Below are 19,909 nucleotides of genomic sequence, written 5' to 3' on the forward strand. Positions count from 1 at the left end.
TTTGGGAACATGCTACCTGTGCCTCGTGAACGTCGTCACCAAGAGAGTCTTGCAAGCGTTCTGGGCGGCACATCCAAACGCCAAGGGGCCGCTGATCGCTTGGTACGATCATGCAAGAGCGGCCGAGTGGCTTACGCCGCAAGACATCAAGAACGACTTTCGAAGCGTCGATTTCGTCGGTGACAATCGCGTTATCTTCGACATTGGCGGCAACAACTATCGTTTGGTTGTACGCGTTTCCTACGTCTTCAAGCAGGTGCTGGTGAAGTTCGTCGGCACGCACGCCGACTATGACAAGATCGATCCGGAGACAGTGTGATGGCGACTGATATCAGGATCATTCGCGACGAGGCCGGTTACATGGCGGCCATGGCGGAGTTCGAAGCCTTTTTCGACAATGAGCCCGAGGTGGGCAGCGACGGCGCCGATCGCTTCGAGCTGCTGGGCCTGCTGTTGGCCAAGTATGAGGAAGAGCATTTTCCCATGCCGGAGGGTGGTCCAGCCGAGGCGATCCGCTTCGCCATGGACCGCCAAGGTCTGGGTCAATCGGACCTGGCCGAGCTTCTGGGGTCAAGGTCCCGGGCGTCGGAGATCCTGAGGGGGCATCGGGGCCCGACCTTGTCCCAGATCCGACTGCTTTCGAAGGCCTGGAACATTCCGGTTCAAGTCCTGATCCATGAAGTCGATGCCGCGTGAGCCCGGAGCCTAAACGTCCAACGTTTCGTCTTCCCCGATAAAGCCCGGCAGGCTCCAGCCAAACTTGATTGCGCAGGCCCGCAGGCCGAACGCCGCTGCGAATCCCGCGATGCCCGCCGGCCAGAACGGCGCGCCCAGCAGCTGCAGCACCGCGAACACGCTGGCCCCCAGCAAGGCGGCGGTGATGTAGATCTCCCGGCGCAGCAGCAGGTTCGGCTCCTCGGCCAGCACGTCGCGGATCACGCCGCCGAAGGCGGTGGTCAGCACGCCCATGACCACGGCGCTGAACGGGTGGACGCCCAGGCTGAGCGCCTTGGCGGTGCCGACCACGGCATAGGCGGCCATGCCCAGGGCGTCGAGCCAGAGCAAGGCGCGGAACCGCCAGCCGCGCTTGCCCAGCAGCCACACCACGGTGGCCGCCGCCAGGCAGGCGATGATGTAGCCCGGTCGCTGCACCCAGAAGACCGGCGCCCCGATCAGCAGGTCGCGCAGCGTCCCGCCGCCGACGCCGGTGATCGCGGCGAAGAATCCGAAGGTGATGATGTCATGCTTGCGTCGAGCGGCCGCGAGGGCGCCCGTTGCCCCGAAAACGGCCACGGCGGCATAGTCGAGCCAGAAAAGGGCGGTTCCAAGCGGGTCAAGGTGCACGTCCATGCCCGTACATCGCATGCGTCTCGCGACCACGCTAACCCTGCGCCGGTAATATCCGATTTACACTTTCGCCCGTTCGCCTAAAGGAGCGCGGATGAGCGATAAGCCCGAGCAGAAAAAAGGCTGGTTCCAGCGCCTCACGTCAGGCCTGACCCGGTCTTCGCAAGCGATGACCGACCAGGTCACGGGGGTCTTCACCAAGAAGCCCCTGGACCAGGAACAGCTGGACGCGCTGGAGGAGATGCTGATCGAGGCCGATCTTGGCCCGCAGATCGCCGCCCGCATCACCGAAGCCTTCGGCAAGGCGCGCTTTGGCAAGTCGTCCAGCGACGACGAGGTCAAGGAAGCCCTGGCCGAGCTGATCGCCGCCGAGCTGGGCGACCGGCAGGGCAGTTTCGACCCGCTGGCCGGTCCGCGCCCCTATGTGGTGCTGTTCATCGGCGTCAACGGCTCGGGCAAGACCACGACCCTGGGCAAGATCGCCGCCGACCTGACCGAAAAGGGCGCCCGCGTCCTGATCGCCGCCGGCGACACCTTCCGCGCCGCCGCCGTCGAGCAGCTGAAGGTCTGGGCCGACCGGGCGGGGGCGGACTTCATGTCCAAGCCCACCGGCTCCGACGCCGCCGCCCTGGCCTATGAGGCCGTCGAGCGCGCCAAGGCCGAACACTATGACGTCGTGCTGATCGATACCGCCGGCCGCCTGCAGAACAAGCAGGGCCTGATGGACGAACTGCTCAAGGTCATCCGTGTGGTGAAGAAGGTGGATCCGGACTATCCGCACGAGACCCTGCTGGTGCTGGACGCCACGGTTGGCCGCAACGCCCTGGCCCAGGAGAAGATCTTCGGCAACCAGGTCGGCGTGTCCGGAATTGTCATGACCAAGCTGGACGGCACCGCGCGCGGCGGGGTGCTGGTGCCGGTGGCCCGCGCCTCCGACAGCCCGATCAAGCTGATCGGCGTCGGCGAGGGTGTCGAAGACCTGCAACCGTTCGACGCCCGCGCCTTCTCGCGCTCCCTCGTCGGCCTGAAGGACTGATCCGTGAGCGAAGCGTCCGCAGAGTCTCCGAAGAAGAGCAACGGCTGGGTCCGGACGGTCGTCGACTACGGCGCGGCCATCGCCTTCGGCGTCGCCTATTTCGTCACCAAGGATTTTCAGAAGGCCACCTGGGTGCTGGTCGCCGCCTCGGCCGCGGCCTTGGCCATCGGCTTCGCGGTCGAGCGGCGCCTGGCCCTGCTGCCGCTGTTTTTCGGCGGCATGGCGCTGATTTTCGGCGCGCTTGGCCTGATCTTCCATTCCGACGTCTTCGTGAAGATCAAGGTCACGGTGATCAACCTGGCCCTGGCCGGCTTCCTGTTCGGCGGCGTCTTCAGCGGCCGCCAGCCGCTGAAGCTGATCATGGGCGAGGCCCTGCACCTGTCCGACGCGGCCTGGCGCACCCTGACCCTGCGCTATGGCGGCTATTTCGGCGTCGTCGCCCTGCTGAACGAGATCGTCCGCAACACCCAGGACACCGACACCTGGGTGAAGTTCCGTCTGGGCCTCCTGCCCTTGGCGCTCGTGTTCGTGGCCACCCAGGCGCCGTTCATGATGAAGCACATGGCCAAGGGCGACGAACCGGCGGCGGCCGAGCCCCCGGACGCAGGCTTCTAGAGAGGCTGCTTTCGAGCAAGGCGGGTCGGGCGGTATCCACCGTCCACGGACCGTTGTCGTCAAATCGACGTGTAATGATGCTAGCGTTCGTCCGTCGGCCGAGTACGGCCTGCGGGAACGGGGGCGCGAGCATGGCCAAGAGCAAGGGCGAAAAGACGGTTGGCGGTCTCCTGGAGCGCTCGCCCAGCCACCTGCTGCACCGGGTCCTGCAACTGGCCCTCGACATCTATGCCGAAGAGTGCGGCGAGGCCGGCGTCACCCAGCGCCAGTTCGCCGTGCTGGCCGCCGTCGCCGAGAACGAGGGCGTCACCCAGACGGCCCTGGTCCGCGCCACCGGTATCGACCGCTCGACCCTCGCCGACATGGTCGCTCGCATGATCACCAAGGGCCACCTGGAGCGTCAGCGCTCCAGCGAGGACGCCCGCGCCAACAGCGTCCGCCTGACGGACGCCGGCCGTGAGGCCCTGGACGCCATCCGCCCGATGGTCGGCATGGCCGACGCCCGCATCCTGGCCCTGCTGAAGCCCGGCAAGCGCGAGGGCTTCCTCGACCTCCTGTCCGACATGGCCGGCGCCGATCTGCACCCGGCCGAAGCCGAGCCCAAGGCCAAGAAGGCCAAGGCGGCCAAGGTCGAAAAGCCGAAAAAGGATAAGAAACCCAAGAAGGACAAGGCCGCCAAGAAGGCGGCTTAGTTCCCTTCTCCCCTTGCGGGAGAAGGTGGCCCGAAGGGCCGGATGAGGGGTCGATGGGCGTGTCGGGTCAGCGCGACCCCTCACCCGACCCACTTCGTGGGCCACCCTCTCCCGCAGGGGGAGAGGGAAACTCTCAAACGACGATATTCAGCAGCGAGCCCGGGCGCAGGATCCTGGTGGGCTGCGCGTCCGGCTGCACGAAGGGCTTGGCCGGCGCCTGGCGCTGCTGGGGCTGAGCCATGGTCTGCGTCTGCACCGTCGACGGCGCGACCGCCGGGCGGGTCGGGGCCGCGTCGCCCAGGGCCTGCTGGAAGAACGCCGCGCGTGTCTGGGCGGCCGGACCCGCGCCACCTACACTATTAGAAGTGGCGGAAGCGGGCTTCGACGGGACGGACGGCCAGCCGGCCGGGCGAACGTTGCTCATGACGCGGACTGTAACATGGTTAACAGAGGTTCGGCGAGTATGGTCAACGCCGCGTTAACGCGATAGCTCCGCGACCTGAGAGCGCACCCTCATTGTGACTGGGCGCGCGCGACTTTGAAGGTTGGAGACCCCGTGAACCGGCAGAAGATAATCTTCCTGATCGTCCTGGTCGTGGTCGGGCTGTTCATCGCCTCGATGGTCGGTTCGATGATTCCGAGCAAGCAGGTCCTGCCCAACGGCTACCAGGTCACGGTCGGTGGGAAGGGCGAGACCTGGGTCCGTTCGCCCGACCGCCAGATCCTGGTGACCGACGTCAGCTCGGTCTGGACCTCCGCCGGCCAGATGCTGGTCGAGCGCCACACGACCGATGAAAAGCCGCCGTTCCAGCTTCTCGACTGTGACTATCAGGTCGCTGAAGGGCGCGGCGCCTTGCATCCGGTCGCCAAGGCCGAGGCGCTGGCCATGCTCGCCGACATGGAGCGCCAGACCGTGTCGCCCAAAACCTGCGTGAAGTAGCGGGCTCTAGCGCGCCTTCTTCAGCAGGTCCTCGGCCGCGTCGGGCGTCAGAGGACCGGTGTGCTTGGCGATGATCACGCCGTCCGAGCCGACCAGATAGGTCTCCGGCACGCCGGTGACGCCAAACTCGAGGCCCGCGCGGCCGTCGCGATCGACCAGGCGTTCGGCGAAGGGGTCGCCCAGGCGGCCCAGGAAGGCCTGGGTGTTGGCCGGGGCGTCCTTGTAGGCGATGCCGACCACCTTCACGCCCTGGGCCTTCAGCGCCATCAGCTGCGGGTGCTCGACCTCACAGGGGGCGCACCATGAGGCGAAGAAGTTGACCAGGATCGGGCCGTCCGTCGCGGCGCGGATCGGAGCCGGGCGGCCGCTATCGAGCTCTGGCAGGCTCAAGGCCGGCATCGGCTTGCCGACCAGGGCGTGGGGCTGGACGTGGGGGTCGCGCTTGAGGGCGAAGCCGGCGAACAGGGCCGCCAGGGCGATCAGCACGATCAGCGGCGCAAAGGCCAGCCCGCGCTTCACGAGGCCTGCTCGTCGAGTTCGGCCTGCAGGCGCTGGGCCTCGCGCTTCCAGCGGCGGGCGTTGAGCAGGCTGTCGCTGATCATCCAGGCGAAGGCCAGCGCCGAGATGGCGAAGGCGGGCCACAGATAGACGGCGTACTTGCCGGCGTCGAAATCGAAGCTCATCGCTCGCCCTCCGCCAGCTTCATGGAGAGGCTGCGGGCCTTGCGCCGCCAGACCAGGGCGCGGATGCGGACCAGCCACAGGGCGCCGAACGCGCCGAGATAGGCCAGGCCCATCAGCACGGCCGGCCAGGCATAGATGGCCGGCAGGCCATCGCCGTCCTTGGCCATGAAGGTCGACGAGCCCTGGTGCAGGGTGTTCCACCATTCGACCGAGAACTTGACGATTGGCAGGTTGATCAGGCCGACCAGGGCCAGGATCGCGGCGGCGCGCGCGGCCTTCTGTTCGTCCTCGAGCGCCCCGCGCAGGGCCATGTAGCCGAGATAGAACAGCAGCAGCACCAGCACCGAGGTCAGGCGCGCGTCCCACACCCACCAGGTCCCCCACATCGGCTTGCCCCACAGCGAGCCGGTGATCAGGGCCAGGGCGGTATAGACGGCGCCGATCGGGGCGCAGGCCTGGGCGGCGAGGTCGGCGAGCGCCTGGCGGAAGACCAAGGCCAGGAAGCTGGCCACGCCCAGGCAGACATAGATGAAGATGGCCAGGGAGGCGGCCGGGATGTGGATGAACATCATCCGCACCGTATCGCCCTGCTGATAGTCCTCGGGGACCAGGAAGGTCATGACCAGGCCGGCGAGCCCGGCGAGAGCCGACAGCGCGCCGAGCCACGGCGCGGCCCACCGCGAGAAGGCCATGAACCGCTCGGGATTGGTCAGGAAGTCGAACGTGTGGCGCGCGTCCATATCGGCTGCTTAGAGCGCGGCGAGAGCGCGGGCAATGGTCGTATCGCTACTGAAGGGGAGAAGGCGCGACGGTTGCAGGCCCGCCGCGCCTTCGTGCTCGGTCGGGGTCAGCCGACCTTGCGCTCAATGATCACCTTGCGTTGGCCGCCTTTGAACACGGCCGGCCCGCCGCCGGTCTCGAAGCGGCGGACGAAGACATGCTGGTCGCCTTCACCCTCGCCCATGCCCAGGATGTCGAAGGTCTTCTGCTGGGCCGGGGTCAGGGCCGTGTAGAAGGCGCGGGTGGCCTCGGCGCGCTTCTTCATGGCGTCGGCGGCCTTGGTCATGCGGTCCAGGCGCTCCAGCGTGGTCGGCGGGGCGCGTTCGGCGCGCTCCATTCTGTCGCCGTCCTTGTCGCCCTTGGAGACTTCGCGCTTCTCGACGACGATCTTGGGCGTGGTGGCTTCGACATAGGCCTTCAGGGCGCCGTCCTGGTCGCCGCGCAGCTGCAGGATGTCGCGCAGGCGCTGGGCGCGCTTTTCAGGATCGGCGTGCCGGCCCTGGTGCATGAACATCGCGTCCGGCCCCATGGCCATCATCATCTCCATCGGGGGCAGTGGCGGAAGCGGCGGCAAGGGCGCCTCGGGCGGCGGCGGCGGGGCGGGCGGCGCCGGGGGCGGCGGAACCTGGGCCAGGGCCGCGCCGGCCAGAAGGGTGGTGGCGGCGCCCGCGAGCGCCAGGCGGGTAAGGGTTTTACGCATGGTTGTGAGCTCCCTGTCGTATGATGACGAGAGCTTGGCCATCGCCATATGGCGCGAAAATGTCCGAAAACATGAACAATGTTCCATGTTTGACGAACGCCGAAAAAGGTTCCGCGCTTGCCCTCCAGCGGGCGTGCTTTATGTCAGCTGCCAGTTCCGGGATCGCCATGATCTAGAGGACGCCGGTCCCGCCGTGCGTCAGCGCCGGTCTGCCCGTGTTTCCGGCCCGGAGTCCTTGCATGAAGTCGATCGCTTTTGTCGCCCTGGCGCTGGCGGGGCTCTGCTGGGGTCTCGGCTTTCCCACCGGCAAGCTGATCCTGACGCAGATGGACGCGGCCCACATGGTGCTGCTGCGCTTCGGGGTCGCAGCCCTGGCCGCCGCGCCGTTCGCCCTGCGCTCGCCCGAGGTCCGCGCCCTGTTCAAATCGCCGGTCGTGTTGCTGGCGGGCGTGCTCTACGGCGTGGCCTTCATGGTCCAGTTCGAGGGCCTGGCCCATGTCAGCGTCACGGTGGCGGCGCTGCTGGTGGGCGCCATGCCGGCCCTGATCGCGGTCAGCGCCAAGGTGCTGGGCGAGAAGGTCTCGCGGATGTCTTGGGCGGGCGTGGCGGCGGCGACGCTGGGCGCGGTCCTGATCGCGGGCAAGCCGGACGGCGCCAGCTCGCCGTGGGGCGTGGCGCTGTCGCTGGGGGCGCTGTTCCTATTCCTGGCCTGGCTGCTGACCCTGCGCCGCGCGCCCAAGGCCCCGAACGCCATGGCCATTCCGGCGGTGTCGATCATCATCGCGGCCGTGACCGTCCTCCCGATCGCCTTCGTCATGCACGGCCCGCCGAAACTGACCCTGAGCGCCCCCGTCTGGGCCGCGATCCTGGCTCAGGGCGTCCTGGCCACCCTGCTGGCCACCGCCGCCTGGCAGTACGGCGCGGCCCGCGTCGGTGCGGCCAGCGCCGGGGTGTTCATCAATATCGAGCCGCTGATCGGCGCGTGCTGCGGCGTGCTGCTGTTCGGCGACCACCTGACCGTGGCCCTGTTCGCCGGCGGCCTGCTGATCATCGGCGGCTCGCTGGCGGTGGTGCTGGGCGAGAAGGCGGCGGCCCTGGGCGACGTGCAGGCGACGGTCGCGCCGACGGCGTGAAACTCAAATCTCTCGTCATCCCGCGACTTGTTCGCGGGACCCATTTGTCCGCCGCAAGTGCAGAGAAAGCTCAAGCTCTAACGTAGAAGCTGAACCATGGGTCCCGCGCATAAAGCGCGGGATGACGGTTGAGGTGTAAGGTCTCTAATCCAGCGCGTTCCTACCAGCCGCGCCCATGGCCAGCGGCGACAGGGCGATCGCGCCGACGCAGTAGGCCAGCAGCAGCAGCAGCCCGCCGGTCCACGGCAGGCCGGCCGAGTAGCCGTCCAGCGCCCCGGCCCCGAAGATCACCGGCGGGGCGAACAGCGGCAGGACGATCACCGCCACCAGCAGGCCGCCGCGCTTGCTGCCCAGGGCGAGAGACGCGCCGAGACCGCCGAGGAAGGCGAAGGCGAGACCCCCGGCCAGGGCGCACAGCACCAGCAGCGGCATGACCTTGAGGTCCGCGCCCAGCATCAGGGCCGCGACAGGGGCGGCCAGGGCCAGCGGCGCGCCGGTGGCCAGCCATTGGGCCAGGCACTTGGCGACCGCGACGGCCTCCAGCGGGGCGGGGCCCAGCGCCAGCAGGTCAAGGGTCCCGTCCTCGTAGTCGCGCTCGAACAGGCGCTCCAGCGACAACAGCGCCGCCAGGGCCAGGGCCAGCCAGGCGATGCCGGGGGCGATCGCCGCCAACCGCTCGGGCGCGCGGCCCGAGGCCATCGGCAGCAGCACGACGACGCAGGCATAGAAGGTCAGGGCCAGCAGCGGCCCGCCGCCCTTGCCCCAGGCCAGGGCCAGCTCCCGCCGCAGGAGGACGCCGAACGCCTTCATGCCCCGACCTCCACGCTACGCGCCGGGATCGGCAGCGGATCGTGAACCGAGGCCAGGATCATGCCGCCGCCGGCCAGGTGCTCAGCCATCACCGACCCGAACGCCGCGCGCTGGCCGGCGTCCAGCGGGGCCATGGGTTCGTCCAGCAGCCACAGCGCGCGCGGACTGGCCGCCAGCCGCGCCAGGGCCAGACGGCGGCGCTGGCCGGCCGACAGGCGGCGGACTTCCAGGTCGAGCAGGCGATTAAGGTCAAAGCGCTTGGCCGCGGCGCGGGCGCTGTCCTCGGTCCCGCCGGTCCACAGGGTCTGGAAGCGCAGTTCCTCCCAGGCCGTGCGGCTGGATTTGAGCCCGTCCTGGTGACCCAGCAGGTGCAGGTGTTCGGCGCGCGCGGCGTCGGCCTCGATCGGTCCGGCCTCGCCCTCGAAGGCGATGGCGCCCTCGACCGGCCGCAGCAGGCCCGCCACGGCCCGCAGCAGGCTGGTCTTGCCCGCCCCGTTGCGGCCCACCAGCACCGCCGCCTCGCCGGCGCCAAGGGTCAGATTCATGCCGGAAAACAGCGTGCGTTCGCCCCGCGCGATCGCCAGTTCCTTAATGAGAACAACTCTCAACATGCCAAGACCCCGCGCGCGACATGGACGTTCGGCGGAGGTGGCGCTAAGAAGCGCGCGGTCGTCCCCCTCCAGTCGTTTTGGGTGGTACGCGGCGCGGAGGCGGAACCTGTGTGTCCCCTTCGATCAGCGCGTGATCCCGGGAGCGGTTTTCGGACGGCCGTGGACAGAGAAGGATCCTTGAGCATGGCGTCTGTTGACAGCCTGAAAGCCCGCCGCGAACTGAAGGTCGGCAACAAGTCTTACGTCTATTACAGCCTTCGCGCCGCTGAGGAAGCCGGTCTGACCGGAACTTCGTCGCTGCCGGTGTCGATGAAGGTGCTGCTGGAGAACCTGCTCCGCAACGAAGACAGCGTTTCGGTGTCGGAAGACGACCTGAAGGCCGTCGCCGCCTGGCTGCAGAACAAGGGCTCGGTCGAGCACGAGATCAGCTTCCGCCCGGCCCGCGTGCTGATGCAGGACTTCACCGGCGTTCCCGCCGTCGTCGACCTGGCCGCCATGCGCGACGCCATGGTCGCCCTGGGCGCCAACCCGGCCAAGATCAACCCGCTGAACCCGGTCGACCTGGTCATCGACCACTCGGTCATGGTCGACAACTTCGGTAATCCCAAAGCTTACGACGACAACGTCAAGCGCGAGTACGAGCGCAACATCGAGCGCTATCGCTTCCTGCGTTGGGGTTCGTCGGCGTTCAACAATTTCCGCGTGGTGCCGCCCGGCACCGGCATCTGCCACCAGGTGAACCTGGAATACCTGGCCCAGACCGTGTGGACCAACGAAGTCGATGGCGATGAAGTCGCCTATCCCGACACCGTCGTCGGCACCGACAGCCACACGACCATGGTCAACGGCCTGGCCGTGCTGGGCTGGGGCGTAGGCGGCATCGAGGCTGAAGCCGCGATGCTGGGCCAGCCGATCCCGATGCTGATCCCGGAAGTCATCGGCTTCAAGCTGACCGGCGCCATGCCGGAAGGCGCGACCGCGACCGACCTGGTGCTGACCGTCACCCAGATGCTGCGCAAGAAGGGCGTGGTCGGCAAGTTCGTCGAGTTCTACGGCGACGCCCTGGCCAACCTGACCCTGGAAGACCAGGCGACCATCGCCAACATGGCGCCGGAATACGGCGCCACCTGCGGCTTCTTCCCGATCTCGGCCTCGACCATCGCCTATCTGAAGGGCACCGGCCGCACGGCCGAGCGCGTCGCCCTGGTCGAAGCCTACGCCAAGGAACAGGGTCTGTGGTGGGAGCCGGGCACGGCCGAGCCGACCTTCACCGACACGCTGGAGCTGGACCTGTCGTCGGTGCTCCCGTCGTTGGCCGGTCCCAAGCGTCCGCAAGACCGCGTCCTGCTGTCGGAAGCCTCGTACAAGTTCCATGAATCGCTGGTCGGCGAGTTCGGCAAGAGCGACCAGCCCGACCTGCGCGCGCCGGTCGAGGGTGAGAGCTTCGACGTCGGCCACGGCGACGTGGTCATCGCCGCCATCACCTCGTGCACCAACACGTCGAACCCCTCGGTCCTGATCGCCGCCGGCCTGGTGGCCAAGAACGCGGTGGCCAAGGGCCTGAAGGTCAAGCCGTGGGTGAAGACCTCGCTGGCCCCCGGCTCGCAAGTCGTCACCGACTATCTGGCCAAGGCCGGCCTGACCAAGCACCTCGATGCTCTCGGCTTCAACCTGGTCGGCTACGGCTGCACCACCTGCATCGGCAATTCGGGCCCGCTGCCGGAAGCCATCAGCAAGACGATCAACGACGCCGACCTGGTCGCGTGTTCGGTGCTGTCGGGCAACCGCAACTTCGAAGGCCGGGTGAACCCGGACGTGCGCGCCAACTACCTGGCCTCGCCGCCGCTGGTGGTGGCCTACGCCCTGGCCGGTACGATGAAGATCGACCTGGCCACCCAGCCGATCGGCCAGGACAAGAAGGGCAACGACGTCTTCCTGAAGGACATCTGGCCTTCGAACGAAGACATCGCGACCCTGCAGCGCAAGGCCATCAACGAGAAGATGTTCGCCACCCGTTACGGCGACGTCTTCAAGGGTGACAAGAACTGGCAGGGCATCAAGGTGACCGGCGGCCAGACCTACGCGTGGGAAGGCGACTCGACCTACGTCCAGAACCCGCCGTACTTCCCCAACATCTCGATGACCCCGACCCCGGTCACCGACATCGTGGAAGCCCGCATCCTGGCCGTGTTCGGCGACTCGATCACCACCGACCACATCAGCCCGGCCGGTTCGATCAAGACCTCCAGCCCGGCCGGTCAGTACCTGATCGACAACGGCGTCCAGCCGGTGGACTTCAACGGCTACGGCGCCCGTCGCGGCAACCACCAGGTCATGATGCGCGGCACGTTCGCCAACATCCGCATCCGCAACAAGATCACTCCGGAGATCGAGGGCGGCGTGACCAAGCACTTCCCGACCGGTGAAGTGATGCCGATCTACGACGCGGCCATGAAGTATCAGGCCGAAGGTCGTCCGGCGGTCGTGTTCGGCGGCAAGGAATACGGCACCGGCTCGTCGCGTGACTGGGCCGCCAAGGGCACCAAGCTCCTGGGCGTCCGCGCGGTGATCTGCGAAAGCTTCGAGCGCATCCACCGCTCGAACCTGGTCGGCATGGGCGTGCTGCCGCTGCAGTTCGTCCAGGACGGCTGGCAGAAGCTGGAGCTGACCGGCGAGGAGATCGTCTCGATCCGTGGTCTGACGGATCTGGCGCCGCGCAAGCAGCTGATCGTCGAGCTTTACCGCCCGACCGACGGCCGCATCGCCCGCTTCCCGGTCCGCTGCCGCATCGATACGCCGACCGAGCTCGAATACTTCAAGAACGGCGGCGTCCTGAACTACGTGCTGCGCAACCTGGCCAAGTCGGCCAGCTAAGCGAAGCGCGTTCAGGCGCACGGAAAAAGGCGGCCGGCTCCCTAGGGGGTCGGCCGTTTTCGTTGGCGGAGCGCGTGACAACGATGTCTCCACCTTTTCTCCCCATGGACCGATGCTATTCACGGCCTCGTGAACGGCTATCTCGGGCGTTCTTGGCTTAAGTGACCCGCAATGCGTAAGGCCGCCCTCTCCCTGTTCGCCCTGGCCCTGTCCGGCGTCGCCATCTCCCTGTCTTGGGGGCCTGCCGCCTGGGCCGCGAAGGCTCCGGTGGTGGTCGAGCTGTTCACGGCCCAGGGTTGCTCGTCCTGCGGCAAGGCCAACCAGCTGGCTGCGGATCTGTCCAAGCAGGACGGCGTGCTGGCCCTGACCTATGCGGTCGACTACTGGGACTATCTCGGCTGGAAGGACACCTTCGCCAAGCCGGGCTTCGCCGAACGCCAGCGCGCCTACGCCAAGAAGTTCGCCCTGCGCGACGTGCCCACGCCCCAGATGGTGGTCGGCGGCCGCGTCCAGGTCTCGGGCGCCAAGGCCGAGGCGGTCGAGGACCTGGTCAAGACCGCCCGGCGTTCGCCCATCGATCCGCCGGACATGCAGTTCGTCGGCAAGGCGCGCGTCGCCGTGGGTTCAGGTCCGGCCCCGCGCGGCGGCGCCGATGTCTGGCTGGTCCGCTACGACCCGCGTGAGCAGGACATCGTCGTCAAGCGCGGCGACAACAAGGGCCAGACCCTGGTTCACCGCAACGTGGTGCGCGAGCTGGTCAAGCTGGGCCCTTGGGCCGGCCGGCCCAAGCTCTATCGCCTGCCGGCCACGGCCGACGACGGGCTGGAGAGCGTGATCCTGGTGCAGGGCGCCAAGGGCGGCCGCATCCTGGGCGTGCTGGAAGCCGCTCCCCCCGAACACTGAGGTCTCCGGACTTCAGCCAAAAGAAAACCCGCGTGGCCGGAGGGGACGGGCCACGCGGGTTCCTTTGCATGCCGACGAGAAGCGTCTCGTGACCGGGCGGGCTGGGGGGGCTGGACAGGAGCCCGGTCCGCTCTTCGTCGACCCATCCCTTATCGCGGCTCAAACGGGCGAGGGCTGGACCAAAGAAAGGTCGTTTCGGGGCGACGCATGTCAGGGCTGATACAGGCGCCAACGCAAAAAAGCCCGCGCGGTGGGGGGGACCCGCGCGGGCTCATTAGGGGGAGGGGATATAGAGTTTGTCGGCTGACCGGCCCGCGATCTGGGGGGCTGGGGGGGCTGTTCAGGATCCTGGACCACAGGGTGTCCGATCAGCCGACAATCACTTTATCGACCCGCAAACAGGCGGGCGAAGGACCGAAATAAGGTCATATCGGGGCGCGGCGTGGCGGCAGCGTGTCTTTTTGGCCGAGCGTGACCGGCGTGACACGAACCTTCGGCTTTCGGGGCGCATGGCTGTTCCAATCGTCCGGTTTGGGATTAGATTCCGCCGATGGCCTTGGACTCTCAATCCGCGCCCCCCTCTGGTTCCGGCAGCGGCGGCGTCGTGTTCTTCGAGCGGCGCGAGCTGGACCAGCTGATGCGCCTCTACGGCCGCATGGTGGCGGCCGGCGAGTGGCGCGACTACGGTATCGCCGGCCTGTCCGACCACGCCGTCTTCTCGATCTTCCGCCATGCGGCCGAGGCGCCGCTCTATCGGGTCGAAAAGCGTCCGGCCCTGGCGCGCAAGCAGGGCGCCTGGGCGGTGACCGGCCAGGGCGGCCAGATCCTCAAGCGCGGCCACGAACTGGCCCAGGTGCTGCGGGTGTTCGAGAAGGGCAAGTTCTCGGTCGTCGACTGAAGCGTGGCAGCCGAAAGTGTGAGCGGTTTCGGCGCCCGCCACGCGTCAAACGTAAAAGTCTGATCGCTAGAACGAGAAGCCCAGCTTGGCGCCGACGAAGCGGCCGTCGTTGTCGTAGCCGCGGGCCGTGCCGATCCCGCTGGTGTCGGCGCTGGGCTGGATGCCGCACAGAACCCCGATCCCGCCCGAGACGCCGCCCTCCCGGTGCTCGATCGCCGTCCGGGCTACGCCGCGCGGCAAGGGCGGGCGCGCCTGGGCGTAGCGCAGCTCGACGGGACCGACGGGCTTGAGGTTCAGCGGCGTGGAGAGGTTGGGCGCCTTGGCGACCGGCGGATAGGCCGGGATCACCGTCTCGGCATGGGCGCCGCTGGCGATCATCAGGGCCGTGGTCAGGGCGAGCGCTCGGATCATCGTCGTCTCCATCCCAGGCAATGTGGGCGCGATCCGGTCAAAGAGCCAGCGGAGCCACAAGAAAAAGCCCCGGCGGTTTCCCGCCGGGGCTTCGTCGTTTCGTAAAACCGATCCCCGTCTTAGCGACGGCTGCCCAGGATGCTGAGCAGGAATTGGAACAGGTTGATGAAGTTCAGATAGAGGTTCAGCGCGCCATAGTTGGTGGCCACGGCCATCGACTGCTGCTCACCGCCCAGCTGGTAGTAGGTCATCTTCAGGCGCTGGGTGTCGTAGGCGATCAGGCCCGCGAAGATCAGCACGCCCAGGACGCTGATGATGAAGCTCAGGCCCGGCAGATGCAGGAACATCTGGACCAGCGAAGCCAGCACCAGGCCGATCAGGCCCATGATCAGGAAGCTGCCCAGACCGGTCAGATCCTTCTTGGTGGTGTAGCCGACCAGGCTCAGACCGCCGAAGGCGATGGCGGTGATCAGGAAGGTCGAGGCCACCGAAGCGCCGGTATAGGCCAGCAGCCACACGCCCGCGCCCGCGCCGATCGAAGCGACCAGGGCCCAGTAGAGGATGCCCGAAGAGCGCGCCGTCGGGTTCTTCATGGCGAACATGGCCACCAGCATCATGGCCAGCGGCGCGAAGCGGACGATGGTGCCCAGCATGGTGAAGCCAGCCAGGCGGCCGTCGGGGGTCAGCACGTACAGCTGGCTGGCGACCGGCACATAGGCGCTGGTCAGGAAGGCCAGGCCCGCCGACAGCAGGAGACCCAGCGCCACCTTGTTGTAGACGCCGAGCATGAAAGTACGCAGGCCGGCGTCAACCGACATGTCGGCGCGATCCGCCGGGATCGAGCGCGCGTAGTCGCGGTTGAAGTCGTTCATCGAAGTAAGCCCTTGAGCTAGAGCGTCCACGATGGACGCCTGACGAATATCGGGTCTCTCGGGCGGCCGCGCAATCCCCTCACGAAAGTGTTCATGGTATGCGTTCGTGAAAAGCACGCGCCACTGCGGCCTTGATCGACGCGCCTTGCGGTGACGCGACGGCAGCCCTTAGAAAGCTTTCCCAAAGAAGCCGCCCAATAGGGCAAAAGAGGGGCTCGCCCATGGAGTACGCCAAACTCGGCCGCACGGACGTTTCGGTCTCGCGCTGCTGCCTGGGCACCATGACCTGGGGTTCGCAGAACACCGAGGCCGAGGCTCACGAACAGATGGACTACGCGCTGTCGCGCGGCGTCAACTTCTGGGACACGGCGGAGATGTACGCCAGCCCGCCCAGCCCCGAGACGCAGGGCCGCACCGAGCAGTATATCGGCACGTGGCTGGAAAAGACCGGGAAGCGCCACGAGATCGTGCTGGCCTCCAAGGTCGCCGGCCAGGGCGCGGCCTTCGGCGGCCTGACGTGGATGCGCAAGGACGGCTCGACCACCCGCCACACCCGCGCCCAGATCGACGAGGCCGTCGAGGGCTCCCTGCGCCGCCTGAAGACCGACTATCTGGACCTCTACCAGTTGCACTGGCCCGACCGGAAAGTGCGGGTGTTCGGCGGCCAGTCCTACCGCGACTACGAGCAGGACTTCGAAGCGTTCGGCGACATCCTCGAGGCGCTGGACGCCCACGTGAGGAAGGGTTCGATCCGCCATGTCGGCGTCTCGAACGAGTTCCCCTGGGGCGTGATGAAGTTCCTGGCCGAGAGCGAAGGAAAAGGCCTGCCGCGCATCGCCTCGATCCAGAACGCTTATCACCTGGCCAACCGCACGTTCGAGTTCGGCCTGGCCGAGATCGCCATGCGCGAGCAGGTCGGCCTGCTGGCCTATTCGCCGCTGGCCCAGGGTCAGCTGACCGGCAAGTACCTGGATGGCGGCCTGCCCGAGGGCTCGCGCAAGGCGCTCTACAACCGCATGCAGCGCTATGAGGGACCGGGCGCGGTCGAAGCGTTCCGCGCCTATGTCGCCCTGGCCAAGGAGAGCGGCCTGGACCCGGCCCAGCTGGCGCTGAAATTCTGCGACGCGCGCCCGTTCGTGACCGCCACGATCATCGGCGCCACCTCGATGGCCCAGCTGAAGACCAATATCGACGCCTTTGACCTGGCCTGGACCGACGAGCTGGAAAAGGCCGTCAACGACATCCACGCCCGCCAGCCGAACCCCTGCCCGTAGGCGTTATCCCCGCATGATCCGCCTCTTCACCGCCGTCGCCATCCCGCCGGAGATCGGCCAGGGTCTGCTCTCGCGCCAGCATGGGATCGAGGGCGCGCGCTGGCGGCCGCTGGAGGCGTTCCACATCACGCTGAAGTTCATCGGCGACGTGCAGGAGCCGGTGGCGGCCGAGCTGGACGAGGCGCTGGCGGAGATCGCCGCGCCGGCCTTCGACCTGGAGCTGACCCGCGCCGGCCACTTCGGCGAGGGCGCCGACATTCACGCCGTCTGGGCCGGGGTCGAGGACAGCGCGCCGCTGCGCCGCCTGGCGAAGGCCAACGAGAGCGCCGCGCGATCAGTAGGGCTCAAGCCCGAGAGCCGGCTCTACACGCCCCACGTCACCCTGGCCTATCTGAAGCGCGCCTCGGTCCAGGAGGTCGGGGCCTGGATCCAGACCAACAACCTGCTGCGCTCGCCGGCCTTCCCGGTCGATCGCTTCGGCCTCTATTCCAGCTGGCAAACCAGCGAAGGCTCGGCCTACCGGCTGGAGCGGGAATACCCGCTGGGGTGAGGGTTGGGGTGGTGATCGCTGGGGCCATCGCCATCACCAAGATCGGACATGCTGATTGTTCGAGAAGGGTGGGATCGCCCACCGGAAACCCTCTCTCTTTGAGAGAGGGAGGGGCCCGCCGCGTAGCGGTGGGAGGGTGAGAGGTTTCACTGTTGGCCGGTGAAGCCTGGACCGTTCCGCCGCGCGTTTCGTCAGCGCCTTGTCCGGAGAGGGTGTAACCTCTCACCCTCCCACGCCGCAGGCGTGGGCCCCTCCCTCTCTCAAAGAGAGAGGGTTTCAAAAGGCGCCCTCGCGGGGATTGGCGGGGCTCTATCCCCGGCGTTGGCGAGATCGAACCCCACGAAATCAACCGCTTCCCACTTTTTCGCGCCCCTGCATCATCGGCGTTGAATCCGCCCCGATACTCAGAGCTGTCCCCGTCGCGGGGGAGGGCGTTTGGATCCGGCCCAAGACGGCGGCGGGGGTAGGTTGAGCGGGGCCGCTGGCGGTTCCCGGAGGTTCGAAAGTCGCCCCGTCTGTACTCTTTAGGCAGATCGGTTGGCGAACGGGCAGTCTTCGGGGTTCAAGCCATCAGCGGAGCGACAGGGCGGTGATCGTACAAGCCGCCTATCGTGGATCGTCGGGGTCGAGACGGATGTAGCCGATCGACTTGGTCCGCGCCCGTCCGGGGGCAAATGGGGTCCCGAGCTGAAATACGCTCACGCCCCCCATCCTCACGGGCAAGAACAACCTGGCGGAGCGGTCTGCGAGCCGAAACACAACAAACCAAACGGTCCCCGGGTTCGCCCGGCCGCTCCGTCGCCTCCCCAACCCACTCGCAGCCATTCAGGCGCGAGGCAGCATAGTCACGTTCCCTCCCCCTGGATGGGGGAGGGGCAGGGGTGGGGGTGACCACGGCGGTCGATGCCGCGCACGGCGTCCAGCTCAGCAGTCACCCCCATCCCCGACCCTTCCCCCATCAAGGGGAAAGGGGGCGTAAAAAGCCCACCCTTGACGCCCTTCGCCCGAGACCCCAGAAGCCGCAGGTGACCGACACCATCCCCGCCGCTCCCGCCGAAGACATCCCGCCCGCGCCACCCCCGGCGCCCAAGAAGGGTGGCTTGCTCAAGTCGTCGGCGATCTATTCGGGCCTGACCCTGGTCAGTCGGTTCATGGGCTTCGCGCGCGATCTCGCCGTGTCCTACCGGATGGGGGCCAGCGCCACCCCGGCCGCCGACGCCTACAACGCAGCCCTGGCGTTCCCGAACCTGTTCCGCCGGTTCTTCGCCGAGGGCGCCTTCGCGGCGGCCTTCGTGCCGGCCTACGCCAAGTCGCTGCAGCGCGACGGCGAGGAGAAGGCCGACATTCTCGCCGCCGACGCCATGGCGACCCTGGCGGCCTCGACCATCCTGATCACCGTCGTCTGCCAGCTGGCCATGCCGTGGCTGATGATGCTGATCAGCCCGGGCTTCGGCTGGGGCACCGAGAAGTACAAGCTTGCGGTGCTGCTGACCCAGATCACCATGCCGTATCTGCCATGCATGGCGATCGTGGCCCACCTGTCGGGCGTGCTGAACGCCCGCGACCGCTTCATCCTGTCGGCCGGCGCGCCGATCCTGCTGAACCTGTGCACCCTGGCCTTCATCCTGCCCCAGACCACGGCGGTGGGCGCGGCCCAGTGGGGCTCGATCGGCGTCGTGGTGGCGGGTGTCGCCCAGGCCGCGCTGCTGACCTGGGGCGTCAACAAGTCCGGGGCCCAGGTCCATTGGCGGCTGCCGCGCCTGACGCCGGAAGTGCGCGAGCTGATCGGCAAGGCCATCCCCGGGGCCCTGGCGGCCAGCGCCACCCAGGTCAACATCTTCATCTCCGGCAACCTGGCCAGCCACGTGCCCGGCGGCCGAACCTGGCTGGCCACTGCCGATCGCCTCTACCAGCTGCCCCTGGGCCTGGTGGGCGTGGCGATCGGGGTGGCCTTGCTGCCGCGCCTGTCGCGGGCCGTGCATTCGGGCGATCGCGACGACGCCCAGAGCGCCATGGACCAGGGGATCACCCTGGCCATGGCCCTGACCCTGCCGGCCGCGGCGGCCCTGATCGCCATGCCCGGCTTCCTGTCGGACGGCCTCTATACGCGCGGCCAGTTCACCGCCTTCGACGCCAGCCAGACGGCGGCGGCCCTGTTCTTCTACGGCCTGGGCACCCCGGCCTTCGTGTTGCAACAGCTCTATTCGCGGGCCTTCTTCGCACGCGGCGACACCAAGAGCCCGATGCGCTTCGCCCTGATCTCGGTGGCCGTGAACATCGTCTTCGGCGTGGTGCTGTTCCAGCTGGTCGGGGTCAAGGGCATCGCGGCGGCCACGGCCATCGCCTCTTGGATCAATGTCGGCCAGATGGCCTGGGCGCTGTCGGCCAAGAAGGACTATGGCCCCTCGTCGCAGACCTGGTCGCGCTTGGCGCGGATCCTGACCGCCAGCCTGGGCATGGGTCTGCTGCTGGCCGGCGCGGCGCATTATCGCGACCTGATCGAGGCGCCGCTGCGCGGCCTGGGGCTGACCGGCCACGCCATCGGCGCCAAGGAGTTCGCCCTGGCCATCACCTGCCTGGCCGGCGCGGCGGTCTATCCGCCGCTGCTGTTCCTGTTCGGCGGCGTCAAGCCGGCCGAGCTGAAGGCGGTCCTGCGGCGGGGCAAGGCTTGATCCGTGGCGGCGGGGAGGCTAACCAGCGGGGCATGGCTCCGATCGGTCTCCTCGCGCCGCGATGGCGCGGCTCATTCTGACTTTGATCCCCGCGTTTCCACGCGGTTC

Annotated in this window: 24 protein-coding genes; 14 read left to right on the plus strand and 10 right to left on the minus strand. The window is 67.7% G+C overall.

Translation table 11 applies throughout. The features are described 5' to 3' along the window. The first annotated feature begins 25 nt into the window (after positions 1-25). Together CSW62_RS24565 and CSW62_RS24570 are read left to right on the plus strand one after the other, a co-directional pair. Positions 26-319, plus strand: coding sequence for a type II toxin-antitoxin system HigB family toxin (locus tag CSW62_RS24565; protein ID WP_099582084.1), 294 nt, complete (start codon positions 26-28; stop codon positions 317-319). After that, the gene (locus tag CSW62_RS24570; protein WP_099582085.1) at positions 319-696 is read left to right on the plus strand and encodes a type II toxin-antitoxin system HigA family antitoxin; all 378 of its coding nucleotides are present in this window, start codon (positions 319-321) and stop codon (positions 694-696) included. Before CSW62_RS24565 ends, CSW62_RS24570 begins: the two co-directional genes overlap by 1 nt. A 9-nt stretch (positions 697-705) precedes the next feature. On the opposite strand, the gene CSW62_RS24575 is transcribed toward CSW62_RS24570, so the two are convergent. Next, positions 706-1,350: a trimeric intracellular cation channel family protein gene (locus tag CSW62_RS24575; RefSeq protein WP_099582086.1), complete on the minus strand. Its 645-nt coding sequence runs from the start codon at positions 1,348-1,350 to the stop codon at positions 706-708. 91 nt (positions 1,351-1,441) lie between these two features. On the opposite strand from CSW62_RS24575, the gene ftsY reads away from it, so the two are divergent. The 3 genes from ftsY to CSW62_RS24590 all read left to right on the plus strand — a co-directional run bounded on the left by ftsY (position 1,442) and on the right by CSW62_RS24590 (position 3,690). Beyond that, positions 1,442-2,383, plus strand: coding sequence for a signal recognition particle-docking protein FtsY (ftsY, locus tag CSW62_RS24580; protein ID WP_099582087.1), 942 nt, complete (start codon positions 1,442-1,444; stop codon positions 2,381-2,383). A 3-nt stretch (positions 2,384-2,386) separates the two neighbouring features. Then, on the plus strand, positions 2,387-2,998 hold the full coding sequence (locus CSW62_RS24585; protein ID WP_099582088.1) for an inner membrane-spanning protein YciB: 612 nt from the start codon (positions 2,387-2,389) through the stop codon (positions 2,996-2,998). A 131-nt stretch (positions 2,999-3,129) separates the two neighbouring features. Then, positions 3,130-3,690, plus strand: coding sequence for a MarR family winged helix-turn-helix transcriptional regulator (locus CSW62_RS24590; RefSeq protein ID WP_099582089.1), 561 nt, complete (start codon positions 3,130-3,132; stop codon positions 3,688-3,690). Positions 3,691-3,823: 133 nt separating this feature from the next. On the opposite strand, the gene CSW62_RS24595 is transcribed toward CSW62_RS24590, so the two are convergent. Then, entirely contained in the window at positions 3,824-4,114 is a 291-nt protein-coding gene (locus CSW62_RS24595) for a hypothetical protein (protein ID WP_099582090.1), read from the minus strand. A 132-nt stretch (positions 4,115-4,246) separates the two neighbouring features. Between CSW62_RS24595 and CSW62_RS24600 the strand changes: the two genes are divergently transcribed. Then, the gene (locus tag CSW62_RS24600) at positions 4,247-4,630 is read left to right on the plus strand and encodes a hypothetical protein (protein ID WP_099582091.1); all 384 of its coding nucleotides are present in this window, start codon (positions 4,247-4,249) and stop codon (positions 4,628-4,630) included. Between the two features lie 6 nt (positions 4,631-4,636). Here the strand turns inward: CSW62_RS24600 and CSW62_RS24605 are convergent, their stop codons facing one another. The 4 genes from CSW62_RS24605 to CSW62_RS24620 form a co-directional block, all read right to left on the minus strand. Continuing rightward, the gene (locus CSW62_RS24605; RefSeq protein ID WP_099582092.1) at positions 4,637-5,149 is read right to left on the minus strand and encodes a DsbE family thiol:disulfide interchange protein; all 513 of its coding nucleotides are present in this window, start codon (positions 5,147-5,149) and stop codon (positions 4,637-4,639) included. Next, positions 5,146-5,313, minus strand: a complete 168-nt coding sequence (gene ccmD, locus CSW62_RS24610; RefSeq protein ID WP_099582093.1) for a heme exporter protein CcmD — start codon at positions 5,311-5,313, stop codon at positions 5,146-5,148. The genes CSW62_RS24605 and ccmD overlap by 4 nt, the downstream gene beginning before the upstream one ends. Next, on the minus strand, positions 5,310-6,053 hold the full coding sequence (ccmC, locus tag CSW62_RS24615) for a heme ABC transporter permease CcmC (RefSeq protein ID WP_099582094.1): 744 nt from the start codon (positions 6,051-6,053) through the stop codon (positions 5,310-5,312). Before ccmC ends, ccmD begins: the two co-directional genes overlap by 4 nt. A gap of 107 nt (positions 6,054-6,160) precedes the next feature. Further along, positions 6,161-6,793 (minus strand): Spy/CpxP family protein refolding chaperone, encoded by a 633-nt coding sequence (locus CSW62_RS24620; protein WP_099582095.1) that lies wholly within the window; start codon positions 6,791-6,793, stop codon positions 6,161-6,163. Between the two features lie 239 nt (positions 6,794-7,032). On the opposite strand from CSW62_RS24620, the gene CSW62_RS24625 reads away from it, so the two are divergent. Next, entirely contained in the window at positions 7,033-7,926 is an 894-nt protein-coding gene (locus CSW62_RS24625; RefSeq protein WP_099582096.1) for a DMT family transporter, read from the plus strand. 144 nt (positions 7,927-8,070) lie between these two features. Here CSW62_RS24625 and ccmB read toward each other — a convergent pair whose 3' ends face one another. Both ccmB and ccmA read right to left on the minus strand, forming a co-directional pair. After that, the gene (ccmB, locus tag CSW62_RS24630) at positions 8,071-8,736 is read right to left on the minus strand and encodes a heme exporter protein CcmB (protein WP_099582097.1); all 666 of its coding nucleotides are present in this window, start codon (positions 8,734-8,736) and stop codon (positions 8,071-8,073) included. After that, entirely contained in the window at positions 8,733-9,347 is a 615-nt protein-coding gene (ccmA, locus tag CSW62_RS24635; RefSeq protein WP_099582098.1) for a heme ABC exporter ATP-binding protein CcmA, read from the minus strand. Before ccmA ends, ccmB begins: the two co-directional genes overlap by 4 nt. 183 nt (positions 9,348-9,530) lie before the next feature. Here ccmA and acnA point away from each other — a divergent pair, with 183 nt between their 5' ends. From acnA to CSW62_RS24655, 3 genes are all read left to right on the plus strand, one after another. Continuing rightward, entirely contained in the window at positions 9,531-12,221 is a 2,691-nt protein-coding gene (acnA, locus tag CSW62_RS24640) for an aconitate hydratase AcnA (RefSeq protein ID WP_099582099.1), read from the plus strand. A 171-nt stretch (positions 12,222-12,392) separates the two neighbouring features. After that, on the plus strand, positions 12,393-13,124 hold the full coding sequence (locus CSW62_RS24645; protein WP_099582100.1) for a thioredoxin family protein: 732 nt from the start codon (positions 12,393-12,395) through the stop codon (positions 13,122-13,124). Positions 13,125-13,674: 550 nt separating this feature from the next. Further along, positions 13,675-14,022: a DUF2794 domain-containing protein gene (locus CSW62_RS24655; RefSeq protein WP_099582101.1), complete on the plus strand. Its 348-nt coding sequence runs from the start codon at positions 13,675-13,677 to the stop codon at positions 14,020-14,022. A gap of 66 nt (positions 14,023-14,088) precedes the next feature. Here CSW62_RS24655 and CSW62_RS24660 read toward each other — a convergent pair whose 3' ends face one another. After that, on the minus strand, positions 14,089-14,433 hold the full coding sequence (locus tag CSW62_RS24660; RefSeq protein WP_233206773.1) for a hypothetical protein: 345 nt from the start codon (positions 14,431-14,433) through the stop codon (positions 14,089-14,091). Between the two features lie 119 nt (positions 14,434-14,552). Continuing rightward, positions 14,553-15,305: a Bax inhibitor-1/YccA family protein gene (locus CSW62_RS24665; RefSeq protein ID WP_099582103.1), complete on the minus strand. Its 753-nt coding sequence runs from the start codon at positions 15,303-15,305 to the stop codon at positions 14,553-14,555. A 221-nt stretch (positions 15,306-15,526) separates the two neighbouring features. Here CSW62_RS24665 and CSW62_RS24670 point away from each other — a divergent pair, with 221 nt between their 5' ends. From CSW62_RS24670 to CSW62_RS26680, 4 genes are all read left to right on the plus strand, one after another. Beyond that, a complete protein-coding gene (locus CSW62_RS24670; RefSeq protein ID WP_099582104.1) occupies positions 15,527-16,579 on the plus strand; it encodes an aldo/keto reductase in 1,053 nt (350 codons plus the stop codon). A gap of 13 nt (positions 16,580-16,592) precedes the next feature. Next, a complete protein-coding gene (thpR, locus tag CSW62_RS24675) occupies positions 16,593-17,129 on the plus strand; it encodes an RNA 2',3'-cyclic phosphodiesterase (RefSeq protein WP_099582105.1) in 537 nt (178 codons plus the stop codon). Between the two features lie 1,025 nt (positions 17,130-18,154). Continuing rightward, entirely contained in the window at positions 18,155-19,801 is a 1,647-nt protein-coding gene (murJ, locus tag CSW62_RS24685) for a murein biosynthesis integral membrane protein MurJ (protein WP_099582106.1), read from the plus strand. Positions 19,802-19,833: 32 nt separating this feature from the next. After that, positions 19,834-19,881 (plus strand): hypothetical protein, encoded by a 48-nt coding sequence (locus CSW62_RS26680; protein WP_199170743.1) that lies wholly within the window; start codon positions 19,834-19,836, stop codon positions 19,879-19,881. Positions 19,882-19,909: the final 28 nt, after the last annotated feature.

The organism is Caulobacter sp. FWC2 (assembly GCF_002742625.1).
In the GTDB taxonomy this organism is placed as follows: Bacteria; Pseudomonadota; Alphaproteobacteria; order Caulobacterales; family Caulobacteraceae; genus Caulobacter.